This is a genomic window from Rhizobium binae (assembly GCF_017357225.1).
Classification (GTDB): Bacteria; Pseudomonadota; Alphaproteobacteria; order Rhizobiales; family Rhizobiaceae; genus Rhizobium; species Rhizobium binae.
On record NZ_CP071604.1, the window covers coordinates 3,439,183 to 3,452,759 of the forward strand.

A 13,577-nucleotide genomic window follows, 5' to 3' on the forward strand; every position below is an offset into this window, starting at 1 on the left:
CAGCAGAGGCGCGCCGAAGCCGCCGATCATTCCTCGCGGAAAACGTGCTGCATCTGATCGGTCAGCGGCTTGGTCAGATAGGAGATGACGGTCCGGTCGCCGATCTTGATGAAGACCTCGGCCGGCATGCCGGGATAGAGCTTGATCGATTTCAGCTTCGCGAGGCTTTCGGGCTCCGGCTTGACGCGCAGCGGATAGTAGTTGATCCCCGTCCGCTCATCCTTGACGATATCAGGCGCAATCGAGGTGATGACGGCCCGCACGTCAGGCGTCGTGCGCTGATCAAAGGCGCTGAAGCGCACGTCGACCGATTGCCCGACATGGAGCTGGTCGATATCCCGGGTGGCGACCTTCGCCTGGATCGTCAGATCGTCGTTTTCGGGAACGACGAGCATCAGCGTCTGGCCCGCCTCAATGACGCCGTTGACCGTATGAACGGCAAGCTCGTGGACCCTACCGCTCAATGGTGCGGTGATATCGAGACGGCGGAGCTGATCGAGCGCGGTTTCACGACGCTCTTCATTTTCCGCTATCTTCGCCTCGACATCGGTCAGTTCCTTGGCAATCTCCGAGCGACGATCCTCGTCCAGCTGGATCGACTGGCGATCGATTTCGATCGCCTTGCCCTCGGCCTCCGCCTTTGCGGCGATTTCCTGACCGCTATTGCCCTGAAGCTCCGCACGTGCACGCTTGAGCGCGTTCAGGCGCTGAAGTGTGACCAGTCCCTTCTTGTAGAGCGCGTCGACGCCTTCCAGTTCCTGTTCGATCAGGCCGAGGGAATCATTGGTGGCGTTGATCTGAACGACGAGGCCCTTGATCTGTTCCGCCAACTGATCCTTGCGCGACGCCAACTGGCTCTTCATTCCGACCAGCGCCGACTTGCGGCTGTCAAACAATTTCTGTTCGCCGTCGAGAAGATCCTGTGCCGCATTTCTGGACGCCGTCGTGTTGGATGCGGCAGCGCTGGAAGTCATCAAATCGCTGATGTTTTCCTCGACCTTGAACGAATCGGCGCCGATCCGTTCAGCCTTGAGACGGGCACGACGCGCATAAAGCTGCGCCAGCGTGCTTTCGACGATCGAGAGCTGTGCTCTCGTCGACGTTCCATCGAGCCGTATCAACACCTGTCCAGCCGACACATGGTCATTTTCGGCGACCAGGAGTTTCGACACGACGCCACCGGTCGGGTGCTGGATCTTCTTGACATCGCCATCGACGACGACCACGCCTTCGCCGATGACGGCACTGGATAGCTCTGTCGTCGCCGCCCAACCGCCGATGCCGCACACCAGCGCGATGGACAGTGCGCCGACAACGGCGACGTGACGGTTGAGGGACCGTTTTGATTCGTTGGTGATTTTGCTCATCATCGCCCTTCCGGCCTATTCGGCCGCATTGCCATCGACCACGACTTTGAGCTGAGCCACGCGCTCGGCAATCGGAGTACGCGTCGCTTCCGGCCGGCTGACCCGCGCCAGAACTTCTTCCTTGGGGCCGAATGCGATCATTCTGCCCTCCTGCATCATCAGCACGAAGTCGCACACCGCCAGAACGCCGGAGCGATGCGCGATGACGACAACGATGCCGCCACGTGCCCGCACGCTCATGATCGCAGCGCTCAGCGCCCGCTCGCCTTCCTCATCGAGGTTCGAATTCGGCTCGTCGAGCACGACGAGGAACGGTTCACCGTAAAGCGCTCTGGCAAGGGCGATGCGCTGTCTCTGACCGGCCGAAAGCGCCGCACCGCCCTCGCCGATTTCGGTCTCGTAACCATTCGGCAGGCGCAGAATGAGATCGTGAACGCGGGCAGCTCTCGCCGCCGCAACCACGGCTTCGGGCGACATCTCCTTGGCGAAGCGGCAGATATTCTGGGCGACGGTGCCCGAGAAAAGCTCCACGTCCTGCGGCAGGTAACCGATATGGCGGCCAAGTGCGTCGCCGTCCCACTGGTCGAGTGCCGCGCCATCCAGGCGAATGGATCCCCTGACCGTCGGCCAGATGCCCATCATCGCCCGCGCCAACGACGACTTGCCTGAGGCGCTGTAGCCGATGACGCCGAGCGCGCTGCCTGCGCGCAGGCCGAAGCTGACATCGGAAATGACCAGCCGCTGGCCGGCCGGCGGTCCGCTGGCCACACCCTCGACCGTGACCTGCTTGGAAGGCGCCGCAAGCGAAAGCGGGGCCGGAACATCCGGAATTGTCTTCAGCAGGTTCGCCAGCCGGCCCCAGCTCTGCTGGGCGGACACGAAACCGCGCCAATTTCCGATCGCCGCCTCGACAGGCGCCAGAGCGCGGGATGTCAGGATGGAGCCGGCGATGATGATACCCGAAGAGGCCTGTCCCTGAATGACGAGGATCGCGCCCGTCGCCAGCGTTCCCGATTGCAGGGCGATACGAAAAATCTTCGAAATCGTTGCATATCCGTTGCCGACATCCGATGCCTGCCGGGTAATTTGCCGGTATTCGCCGTTTTTGCGATCCCAGATCTCGGCCATGGTGCCCGCCATGCCCATGGCGTGGATGACCTCGGAGTTGCGGATCGAGCTCTGCGCAAAAGCATTGCGCATATTGCCGGCTTCGGATTGCCGTTTGGACAGCGTACGCGTGCCTCGGTTGGTGAGGAACGTCAGGATGGCGAGAACCAGCGATCCGCCGATAGCGATATATCCGATCGCCGGATGGAACAGGAAACAGATGATAATATAGAAGGGAAGCCAGGGCAGATCGAACATCGCCGTCGGCCCCATGCCGGACAGGAAGGTTCTGATCTGATCGAAATCCCGCAACGGCTGCAGCCCGTCACCGCCGATCTTGACCTTCAGCGGCGCCTTGATGAGCGCCCGAAACACCCGCCCGTTCATCATCTCGTCGAGCGCGCCGGCAACGCGAACGAGCATTCTGCTCCTGAGAACCTCAAATGCTCCTTGGAAGGCGTAAAGCGTTAACGCAAGTATCGCCAGAGCGGCCAGGGTCGGTATGCTCTTGCTGGGAATAACCCTGTCATACACCTCAAGCATAAAAAATGAACTCGTGAGGTAGAGGATATTGATAAGCGCGCTGGCTATGCCAATGAATATCAGCCCGCTTTTGCATTTCCGCAAGGCCTTGGACGGTTCATTGACGTCAGCTGTAGAACTCTGAAACACGAAGCAATCCTCTCCTGCCGCACGGCGAACGCAGCGAATACGCCGGTCCGCACTGCAGTTGCAGGCCTCTCAGGCCCGATCATTGACATGGCTGCCCTCGGACCCGGCACCGGCGCCGACCCCGTGGGCACGCTCCTACACTAGTACATGAATCCCACCGAAACGTGACCGAAAATACAAATTTATCACGAACAATTTCAGAGGCTCTAACTTTAACGGTACGATAAACATATCGCCGCAAGCAAGTGAAAAGCGTAAGGCGCCCAATAACGGTCCAAAGAGGCGAAAGCGTGGCAGGTTCAGCTTCGGATATCTACTGGCGCGTTAACTATAATACAATCTATAGTTAGATTTATCTGCGATGTGGAAACATTTGCCACTGCCCATCCCGCGCATTTCGGTCCCGCAGATGGATTCCGCCCGACTCGGAATGGAAATCGAGCGGCTTGGGCGGGAAACAAGCCGGAGCCGCCTCGACGTCAGGAAAGCAAGTGCGAGCTGTGGCTGCTGTGGAACGTGTCGACATTGATGGAGACTGTCAAGCTGTCGGCGTCGATATGAGAGGCGCCATCGGAGATCTTGTATTGGAAGGATTCGCTGACCTTGCCGCTGAGCCCGGCGAGTTTGGCGGCATCGACCGTGTAACTGTAGTCCCCATCGCTTTCCACGTGAATGACGCCATATTTCCCGGTCAGCGTCAGCCCGTGCTTGTCGACCGCGCTGTCGCCGAAGCGGCGAAGCAGTATCGTGCCGTTGCTCGCATTGTCGTTCTCAAGCAGGTTGCCGTGATAGGCGCTGCCGGCGTCTTCCGCGATCTTCAGGCTATCATGCACGGCGACAATCTTTGCGACGGCGGCAGGCACGGGCGCGACCAGCGGTTCCGCGACAGGCGCAGGAGAGCTGACCTGCGTATCGCCGGTCGTGCTGCCGCCGGCGCTGTCGATTTCGGCCTGCGCCTGCTCGAGCGTCTTGTTTTCACCGATGGAGAACGTGTTCTGGGCGGCGATGGTGGCGGGCATCGTCAGCGCCGAAACCGCGCTGTCGATGATATTGTCGTAGAAAGAGCCCGATGCGGGCCTGTCGACCTTCAGCGCCGACGACGACAGATCGTCGAAAACATTGTCGTGGATGACGATATTCTCGCGGATATAAGCGGGATTGCCGATAGCACTGATCAGCACGCCGTATACGCCCCCGTGCAGATAATTGCCGCTGATATCGTAGTTTGTCGCGTTGCCCTGATCGCCGAGGCCGATGCCGTAAGACCAACTGTAACCGCCATATCCCGAGATGTCATTGTCGTGGATTGCGATGTTCGTGCCCGCCTGCGCGCTCAGCCCAAAGCCGCCGCCCACCAGCGTATTGCCCTCGACCACGGCGTCCTGCGCCCGGATCAACACCAGCACACCCTTGGCGCTATTGGTTTCGGTCTGCTCCAGATGGTTGTCCCTGACGAGGATATTGCTGCTGTCGTTGAGCTGGATGGCGTCGGCAGCGCTGCCCTGGCTGTTGGTGACCGTATTGTTGATAAGAGTGACGCCCTTGACCTTGTCCATCCAGATGCCGTCGGAATGCACGCCGGTCAATGTGCTGTTCTCGATCGTGATGTTCTGGCTGCTCTGGAAGCTGACCGACCCCGGCCTTCCGGACAGGCCGGTATTCGACACCTCGACATTGCGCACGGTCCAGTTCGAGACATTGCCGGCGTAGATCGCGTTGGCGCCGGTATCGGCGATCTTGATGTTCTCGATGACGATATTCGACGCCTTGGAACCATGAATCCCGTCGTTGCTGCTGTGAATAACCGGTGCGTCGCCAATGCCATAGCTGCCGATGGTGATCGGAGCGCTGACACTGCCGGAATATTTCAGGTCGAACTGTTCGTTGAACACGCTTCCGGCGGCAAGCAGCACGCTATCGCCCGGATTCAATTTCAAGGCTTCAACAGCAGACAGTGTCGCGAAGGCTGAACTCTCCCCGGTTCCGTTGTTATTGTCGGACCCTGTCACTGAATTCACGTAATAGACGGTCATGCTGCGATCTCCCAAGGTAATGGAAAATCTTCTAACCGCCGACCTCTCTCCGGCTGCTAAAATGAAACACTAAAATGCGCGATATCTCGCAATAATTCTTGCGCCATCAATATAAATAGCCTTGTGTACTCGATATACTCCATCGCGACGAGGATGCAGCGCCATGGCGGCAACCCGATTCATTGGCCGGACGCCATTGCCAAGCTCTGATCGCGAGCAAGCGGGATTTCAGCCGGACCAATGCGGCGCCCGGACAATGCTCACTAATATCCCTGTATGATAGTGATATGACAGGCATCGCCTTCCCGCTTCTCCGCCAGGACTTGAAGAAACACCCTATAATCCGAAGTGATTACATGCGAACCTTTGTGACAGATCGGTGCGTCCGCCATATTAAGTAGGTGCGCCTCTGAATAAATATTATTTCAGCGAGAAGAAATGCGGCATCGATAAACAATATGAGATGATAACTTATTGTAAAAGCAACATTATCTAAATTATTCATTGCCTTATGCAGATAGCGCGTGTGTCATTATTGATACAATACACGCGCAGACGTCAATCTCTTGTTAACTACACGCTTGACTCCCGGTATTAAGAAATCCTTAATCGGGCGGCTCGCTGAAGTCAAAAATGACCGGCGAAGATCAATTTCAAGGAGAGAGGCATATGGCCGTTCACGCAACCGATGATAGTGCTACTTTTCTGGAAACCGACGTTATTTCCGGAAACCTTCTCAGCAACGACACATCTGACGGAAATCTTTTCCTACGGGCCTTCGACCAACAAGGCGTCGGTGCCAAACAGCCCGGCCAAGTCACCACGATCCAGGGCGACTACGGCACCTTCTACGTCAAGGCCGACGGCAGCTACACTTATGTGTTGAGCGATGCTGCCAAGATCGGATTCAGCAACGGCGAACTGCTCCAGGAGAAGGTTTCCTACAAGATCTCCGACGGCGCCGGCCACACCGACGTCGGTCTGTTCACCCTGAACATCCAGGGCGTGACCCAGATCAAGCCGGTCGCGGTCGATGACACCTACGACTTCACCGAAGGCCAGCCCATCGGCGGCAACGTTCTGGACAACGACATTGCCGGCGACAACGGCAAGATGTTCCTGCGTCAGTTCCTGAGCACCAAGGTGGATGCCGCGACCGACGCCGTAACCGACGTTGCCGGCACGTATGGCACATTCCATGTCAAGTCGGACGGCACGTTCACCTACGACCTGACGGCCGATCTGGATGCAGGCGTGACCTACACGGAGGTCCTCCGCTACTACAAGATCTCCGACGGCGAAGGCCATACGGACACTGCCAAGGTGACGCTCAACATCCTCGGCACGGACGCTCATCCCGACGGCGTCGGTGTTTGATCCGAAGCAATAGATCTGTGAGACAAGACGCCCGCCGCGCAACCGGCGGGCGTTTTCGTCGTACAAAGTGAAAACTTTGCGAGCCATTCGGCCGCCTCGATAGTGACGGAAGCTGATACCGAGTCACCAACCCATCCAGTCTTAGGCTACAGACCGCTTTAGGGCGCCGGCTTGAAGCATCAGCCTCGCAGTCGTAATCACCGGCTGCAGCGTTGTCGAAACCGCTCCGTCGCCCCTTCCCCGACACTCGCCCAGATTCGATCGAAGACGGGACGAAGCTGCGGGCTGATGGCTTTCATGGTGGCATTGACCCTGCAGCGGTCGCCGAGTTTCAGCATCGTTGTCAGATCACCGTCAACGGCGCTGCTGGCAGCCGAAAGTGTTGCATCGGTGAAATCGTTCCAGAAATAAAACCGGGTCAAAACGATCGACTCGTCATAGGGCGCGAGAGCAACCGAACGTTTCATCATTTTAGCGATCGCCAGCGGTTCCTCGGCAATTGTCGATTGAACAGCGGCGAGACGAAGCCAGAAATTGCTGTTGGTCGGCATGCAGGAGAGCGCATATTGGAGATAGCGGCGGGCATCAGATGCCGCCGCAGCCCAGGCCTCGTAGTTCATATTGACGTTTTGCCGATCGAGCTGAGTCAGCACCAGCGTGACGCCGGCGGCGACAATATCCGATCGGCAATAATGTCCGTCAACCACGGCAATGGCGCGCGCTGCATATCTCGCCGCAATGTCATTCGTGACGGTGTCGCCACGCTCGATCCTCTCGGCGACAATCGAGATGCTGGCCGTTCTTATCGAAGCATAGAGCTCTCGGCCGGCCAGCACCGCGAAGATCGCGGTGACGATAAGGAAAATGATCCTTGCAGGCGCCACCAGCCGACCGCCACGCATCAGCTTTCGGTATAGTATCGCGAATAACGCTTATAGTAATATTCGCTGGAGCCAAACGTCCGGTAGAGCTTCATCTGCGACGGATCGACCTTGGTCAAAATCGCGCCGACGCATTTGCTATAGAGATCCGGCTCCGACAACAGGGTCGACTGAACCACCTTTCGCGAGGTCTTGCCCCACTCGATCACGAATACGACGGCATCGAGCTTCGGGTTGATAGCGCGCGCGTCGACCACAGGGGCGAGCGGCGGCAAGTCGACGATAATGTAATCGAAGCTCTGGCGCGCCATTTCAAGCAGCTGATCCATGCCGCGCGAGGCCAGCAGCTCCGAAGAGTGCGGAACGCGGTATCGCGCCACAGTCGGCAGGAATGCAAGCTTCGTCTTGGGATCAAGAAGGATGAGATCCTTGAGCGGGCGGTTGTCGACAATGGCTTCAAGCAAGCCGGCTTCCGCATGGCGGCCGATCGCCCGGGTCGCCCCGGGATTTCGCATATCGCCGTCGATCAGCAGGCAACGTGCGCCCTGCATTGCCAGAAGCTTGGCAAAGTTGATGGCTGTCGTCGACTTGCCCTCGCCGGGCAGGCTCGACACGACGCCGATGACCTTGCAACGCTGATCCGCCGCGCTGATATCGATGGCGATCTTCGCGCTTCGAAGCGTCTCGGCGAATGCCGATAGCGGATGCTCCTCGACATAGGTCGTCGTCTTGCCGCCCCTGGCGATGCTGCGCGGATTGCCCGGATCGACGAGGGTCGGATCCTCGACGTTGTTCTCAATCAGCGGCATGACACCGAGAGACTCGACGTCGAGCATGTCCTTGACATCGTCACCGGTGCGGAAGAAGCGATCGCGGAATTCGCGGAAAGCGCCGATGCCGCTACCGAATGCACATCCCAGGAACATGGCAAAGGCGACAACGAGGCTTCTCTTCGGCGCGCTCGGTTTCGTCGGCGTCTCCGCGGTCGTGATGATGCGTGCTGCGGTAATTGGGAAGCTCTGCTGCTGGATCGCCTCCTGGTAACGCGTCAGGAAGTTCTGATAGAGGTTCTTGTAGGTATCGCGCGTCCGCTCGAGCTCACGAAGCTGAACCTGCGTCTCGCCTGCCGTTGCGGCCACGCCAGTTGCCTGGTCAACGCTGTCGCGCAGCGATTTCTCGCGGGATTGCGCAACCTGCAGCTCGCTCTGATAGCTTTCGGCGATACGATTGAGTTCGTCGAACATCAGCCGTTCATATTCGGCCATTTCGGCGCGCAGCCGGACGGCCTGAACGTGATCAGGACCCAGCCGTGCCTCGATTTCGGCCTCGAGCTTCGACGCTTCCAGATATTTCTTGCGAAGATCGTTCGAAATTGAGCTGTCGAGCACGTCGGTCACGATCGCATCGGTCTGCTTGGCCTGGATGATCGACTTGATGCGGGCATATTTCGCCTCGGCCTGCGCCGTCGCTGCCTGGGCGTTGATCAACTGGCTGTTCAGCTCGGAGAGCTGCTGTTCGCTGAGCAGCGTGCCGGAGCCTGCTTCGACAAGCCCATGCTCGCTGCGGAATTTCTGCACTGCGAGGTCAGTGTCCAACGCCTGCTGCCGAAGCTCTTCGATACGCTCCTGCAGCCACTCGCCGGCCCGGCGTGTCGCCTCATATTTGGAATTGAGCTTATCGACCATGTAAACGTCGGCGATGGCGGCCGCGATTTTACGCGCCAGATCCGGCGACTGCGAGGTATAGCTGACGTCGAGAACGTAGGATTTGCCAACCCGCTCGACATCGATATTGCCCGCGACCGTTTCAGCAGCCCAGCGCCGCTTCATCTCCGGATCGGGTGCAACTGCCGCGTCATCGGCAAACCAGGAACGAAAATTCAGCAGCGATTTCAGCGTTGCGACCGAAAAAAGCGAATTCTTCGGCGACGTGAATACCGGGTCGTCGACGAGTTTCAGCTTGTCGACGACCGCATAGGCGATCGTATCCGACTTCAGCAGCTCGACCTGGCTGAGAACCGTGCCTTCGTCGTCGTCCAGCTGACCGAAGGCGGCAAGCTGATTGATGACCTGATTGTCGCTGCGGTCGATCAACACGCTCGTATCGGCCGTGTAAACCGGAACGGACGTGAGAACATAGACGACGCCGAGAATGGCAAAGGCGAAAGCACAAGCCGCAACGATCCGCCATTGCCGGCGAGCAATGGCGATCAGCTTGTCGAAATCGATGAAATCAGCTTCGTTTCCCGTATCGCGGGAGGGGTCGATACGCGGCGTAAGTTTATCTGGCGACAGCAATTTCGATCTCCAACTAAGGCGTCAAGCGCTAAGATCTACAGGCAAATCCAGCTATTGTGTGACGGGCACACTCTGACTCGTCGATAGCGTCGAGTCGGTTGACGACTGCCCCGCTCCATTTGCGCTGACGATCGTCGTCGTGGTCGAAGACGATTCATCGCTGGCGCCGGCATTCGAGACCTGCAGCGTACCGGCGGTCGTCGCGGCGCCGTCGAAAGGTGTGCCATCATCCGAACCCGGACCCGTCCGCCCAATCGACCCGTCATTGCCGATACCGGGTGCGGCAGCCGCACTTGCACCGGCCGGACCGAGCGCCGCTGTGCCGCCTTCGGCGAGAACCTTGGCAAAGGCGGCCAGCAACGGCGCCAGGTTGGGATCGGCACTAGCCGCCTCGGCAACCGCCTTTTCGATCGCCAGCTTGAATTGCGGGTCGGTCACCTGGCAGCTGTTTGCAGCCCGCCCGAGACCGGAGCCGATCGCCGCCATCTGCAGCGCGCTGGCCTTCTTGGCCTGCTCGATCACCGGCGACAGGGCCTCATTGCTGCTGCCGACTAGCGCGCGAACCCGTGACGAAAGGACCAGAGGATCGGACATCTCGAGCAGAACGGTCGGATTGGCCGTAAAGCCGCTGACATCGACGGGAGTGAGACTTGCGGGACCCAGGCAGCGAGCCGCGAAGGCGCTTGAATTCATGCCGGTAAACATTGCAAGGGTAATCCCGCCATATGCAAGCTTACGATAAACACCAGACCTTGCCATATCAGTGATTTCCTTCAGCAAATCCGCTAACAGAAACAGAGCGCGGCGTCGATCGCTTCGACCGACGCCGCCTATTTCAATCAGTTGCCAAGATCCTGTACCGCGTTGCGGGTATCTCTGGCGTCGTCGGACACTCCGGCAACAGTGGACGATACCGAGTTGACGATGTCAAGGAACTTGACCAATTCGACAGAGTCCGAATTGGAAATATAGATAATATCCTTGTCTTCCATCTTGAATTGCTGAACAGCAAACAAGGTTGCCGGGTCGCGCATGTTGGCGCGGATGATCACCGGAACCGTCTCACCCGCAAATCTTGTCGTATCCACATGCATCGCCGCAAGCGTCTTCTTGGACACAAGGCGATAGAGCAGAACCTGAGCCGGATCCGCACGGTCGTCACGCAAGCCGCCGGCCTTGGCGATCGCCTCTCCAAGGGTCAGGTCGGATTCTTCGAAATCGAAACGGCCGCTGACGCCGGCGGCGCCGAGGGCAAGATAGGTGCGGCGCTCATGATCGACCGAGATCGTATCATTCGGCGCCACATAGATATTCTCCGCCGGATTCTTCAACAGCGTATTGTAGGCGACGGTTGCCGTCTTGCCGCGGCGCTGCAGCGTCACATTCGTCTCGATATTGTTGGTCGTCAAACCGCCCGCGGCGGAAATGACATCGAGAACGCGTTCACCGGCTGGGCTGATCGTGATGCGCTGAGGATTGTTGACGTCACCGAGCACGGCCACCTGGCTGGAGCGGCTGGTCGTTGTTGTAATAACCACCTGCGGCTCAATCGCCCGGCTGGCCAGCCGATCTTCGACGTCCTGCTCCACGGTCTCCTTCAGGCGACCGGCGGCTGGAACGCGACCGGCATAGGGGATGGTGATCGTTCCGTTTCGATCGATGGTCTGCTCCGGCAGATTGATGTAGTTGCCGGGCCGGCTGCCAGCGTCCGATGGAATGAACAAGCCCCCGGACTGAGCTTCGAAGATAGCAACCTGGACGACGTCGCCGTAGCCAAGCGGAATTTCAGGTGCCCCGCCGCGACCACCGCCAAACCCCTTGAACGAGGTCGGCTGCGGAGAGGTGAAATATGGCAGGACGTTCTTGCTGAGATCAACCAGGGCGTAGTCGATACCGACGCGACGCTCCTTCGTTGTGACTTTCACTGCCGCATCTCGATCAACATCCTTGTGATCGGGGCCGGATCTTGGCAATGACGTGCAGCTTGCCAATATAGTCGTTAGCGCTACAACAATGGCGACGCGTGTACTACCGATAGGAAAACAACCCATAGAATAACCTGTGTTGACGCCCCTGAAGCTACTGCCTCGCAATCTCACAAAATACAAGACAATCCCTGACCAATAATCACTGTAGGCGGATTAACATTCCTCTAACTGTGGCAGGCTGGCAACGCCGAGCCTTCACCGAGCGAATAGGCTGCAATCCGGCTTCTCTTTGCCGGCAACGACCAGAAGGCTGCCCCCGCTATAAAATCTCTTGCGTTTCAGAGTCAACAGCGCGTTACCCCACAATCGGCATTTTCGAAAAACCTTCACGAAACCATCTGTTCAATTATCGACCATCGACCGGCCGCACATACTGCCGTTCGGCTTCGGCGCCATTGCGTCCAAGGCTGATGGCGACAACGGCGCTGAGGAAAGCGGCGAAAAATACTGCAAAGCCTGGTATTTGCAGCGAAAAATCAACCGCGGCATGAAGGGCGACCAAAACCGTCGCCGCCAGACCGAGAAGGACATAATGTCTCAGGCGGCGCCGTTGCGCGAGCCCCCGCCAAAACACCCTGACAAGCACCGAGAAGGCAATGATCGCCGCGATCGGACATAAAATCCCGAGGCCCAGAAATCCTTCGAGGTAGAAATTGTGGGCGCGGTCGAAGATCCCGAAAATGCCGCAGGCCGGATCGCGATAGGCTGAAAACACGGTGCGGAAGGTACCGAGACCCGTCCCCGTCACCCAGTGATCCGAAATGGCGCGCCAGATGCCCGGCAGGATGCAAAAACGATCGTCATCCTCAAGACGCCGCTGTTGCGCGCGCAAAATCGCCTGGCCGGCAAACATGCTCAGCAACAGGACGACAAAGCTCGTCGCCGAAAGAAACTTCACAATCGACCGCCATCTAGGCGTCGGCTTCATTAGGCGCCTTGAGTTGTTCCAGGAGATGACAAGCCACGGAAAGTAGATGAGAGCGGCAACAAAGGTCGCGAATATCCCAGCGCGTGAACGGCTCAGCATCAGCGCTGTGAAACATGCGCACAACAGCAAAATGTGGATCCACACTCTCAGGAGAAGAACGTTTCGGCCGGGCGCGCCGGGCGGATGGTATGAAAAGGAACGGGCAATGTCCCTGACCAGGGTCAGCATGAGCAACGTACCCACCCCGAAGAAGGTCGCGGCGGTATTGCGGTTGACGAACACGGCCGTCAGGCTGTCGAGGTAGGCGCGCTTTTCGATGACGATCAGGATGTTGGGAAACATAGAAAACTGAATCAGACCGAAAACCGCGATGACGCCCGCCGTCAGCCCCAGGCTGGCCAGAACTTTCCGCGCTCGTTGATCGGTATCGCACAACACCAGTCCGGTCAGGAAGGTCACGAAAGGCAGAGCCACCCGTAGAATCGAGGCGAGCGTGTCGGCCGGCTCGACGGAGATCGCGGCGTATTGAACGCCCGCCAAGTCACGTGCAGCGCTCCAGGCTGGGTTTGCCAGCCAATTGGCCGGCAGTTCGATTGTCTGGACGAACGTCCACCCCGTCAGCACGACCAGCAGAAACAGAGCGATGCTGAACACCCATCCGGCCTGCCTCGGCTCTCCAAACAACAGCCCCGCAATAATGGCCAGAGCAAACATCCCGATCGCAGCGAAGGCGAAAGGAAAGGGCGTGACGCTTCCGAACGGAATGAGCGTCAAGACTACAAGGCCAATGAAGGCAACTAGGATCGCCTCCCGCAGGACCTGCCCGGTGATGAGGTTGGGTAACATTCGATTCGCTCACCAGAAGCAGCAACGAGAGATACAACCAATACGGTTAATATACTCGTACTAACATAAGTTGCATATCAA

General features: G+C 58.3%; 9 protein-coding genes. 1 reads left to right on the top strand and 8 read right to left on the bottom strand.

Features of this window, described 5'->3' with window-relative positions; translation table 11 throughout:
- Positions 1 to 26 precede the first annotated feature (26 nt).
- From J2J99_RS16885 to J2J99_RS16895, 3 genes are all read right to left on the bottom strand, one after another.
- Positions 27 to 1,367, bottom strand: coding sequence for an HlyD family type I secretion periplasmic adaptor subunit (locus tag J2J99_RS16885; RefSeq protein ID WP_168298489.1), 1,341 nt, complete (start codon positions 1,365 to 1,367; stop codon positions 27 to 29).
- Positions 1,368 to 1,382: 15 nt separating this feature from the next.
- Positions 1,383 to 3,146 (bottom strand): type I secretion system permease/ATPase, encoded by a 1,764-nt coding sequence (locus J2J99_RS16890; RefSeq protein WP_168298361.1) that lies wholly within the window; start codon positions 3,144 to 3,146, stop codon positions 1,383 to 1,385.
- Positions 3,147 to 3,625: 479 nt separating this feature from the next.
- Positions 3,626 to 5,179, bottom strand: coding sequence for a right-handed parallel beta-helix repeat-containing protein (locus tag J2J99_RS16895; protein ID WP_168298359.1), 1,554 nt, complete (start codon positions 5,177 to 5,179; stop codon positions 3,626 to 3,628).
- A gap of 669 nt (positions 5,180 to 5,848) precedes the next feature.
- Here J2J99_RS16895 and rapA2 point away from each other — a divergent pair.
- Positions 5,849 to 6,556 carry a calcium-binding lectin RapA2 gene (gene rapA2 / locus J2J99_RS16900; RefSeq protein WP_207600971.1) on the top strand — a complete coding sequence of 236 codons (708 nt, stop codon included), beginning with the start codon at positions 5,849 to 5,851 and terminating at the stop codon, positions 6,554 to 6,556.
- A gap of 197 nt (positions 6,557 to 6,753) precedes the next feature.
- Here rapA2 and J2J99_RS16905 read toward each other — a convergent pair whose 3' ends face one another.
- From J2J99_RS16905 to J2J99_RS16925, 5 genes are all read right to left on the bottom strand, one after another.
- On the bottom strand, positions 6,754 to 7,458 hold the full coding sequence (locus J2J99_RS16905) for a hypothetical protein (protein ID WP_168298358.1): 705 nt from the start codon (positions 7,456 to 7,458) through the stop codon (positions 6,754 to 6,756).
- The gene (locus J2J99_RS16910) at positions 7,458 to 9,734 is read right to left on the bottom strand and encodes a polysaccharide biosynthesis tyrosine autokinase (RefSeq protein ID WP_168298356.1); all 2,277 of its coding nucleotides are present in this window, start codon (positions 9,732 to 9,734) and stop codon (positions 7,458 to 7,460) included. Before J2J99_RS16910 ends, J2J99_RS16905 begins: the two co-directional genes overlap by 1 nt.
- A gap of 51 nt (positions 9,735 to 9,785) precedes the next feature.
- On the bottom strand, positions 9,786 to 10,493 hold the full coding sequence (locus J2J99_RS16915) for a sugar transporter (RefSeq protein WP_168298354.1): 708 nt from the start codon (positions 10,491 to 10,493) through the stop codon (positions 9,786 to 9,788).
- Positions 10,494 to 10,573: 80 nt separating this feature from the next.
- Entirely contained in the window at positions 10,574 to 11,785 is a 1,212-nt protein-coding gene (locus J2J99_RS16920; protein ID WP_168298352.1) for a polysaccharide biosynthesis/export family protein, read from the bottom strand.
- A gap of 283 nt (positions 11,786 to 12,068) precedes the next feature.
- Positions 12,069 to 13,496 (bottom strand): O-antigen ligase family protein, encoded by a 1,428-nt coding sequence (locus tag J2J99_RS16925; RefSeq protein WP_168298350.1) that lies wholly within the window; start codon positions 13,494 to 13,496, stop codon positions 12,069 to 12,071.
- Positions 13,497 to 13,577 lie beyond the last annotated feature (81 nt).

Bases quoted from the DNA above. Each gene is read 5' to 3' on its own strand.
- rapA2 (WP_207600971.1), top strand. From the start codon at position 5,849: ATGGCCGTTCACGCAACCGATGATAGTGCTACTTTTCTGGAAACCGAC.
- J2J99_RS16895 (WP_168298359.1), bottom strand. From the start codon at position 5,179: ATGACCGTCTATTACGTGAATTCAGTGACAGGGTCCGACAATAACAAC.
- J2J99_RS16920 (WP_168298352.1), bottom strand. From the start codon at position 11,785: ATGGGTTGTTTTCCTATCGGTAGTACACGCGTCGCCATTGTTGTAGCG.
- J2J99_RS16925 (WP_168298350.1), bottom strand. From the start codon at position 13,496: ATGTTACCCAACCTCATCACCGGGCAGGTCCTGCGGGAGGCGATCCTA.
- J2J99_RS16905 (WP_168298358.1), bottom strand. From the start codon at position 7,458: ATGCGTGGCGGTCGGCTGGTGGCGCCTGCAAGGATCATTTTCCTTATC.
- J2J99_RS16915 (WP_168298354.1), bottom strand. From the start codon at position 10,493: ATGGCAAGGTCTGGTGTTTATCGTAAGCTTGCATATGGCGGGATTACC.
- J2J99_RS16885 (WP_168298489.1), bottom strand. From the start codon at position 1,367: ATGAGCAAAATCACCAACGAATCAAAACGGTCCCTCAACCGTCACGTC.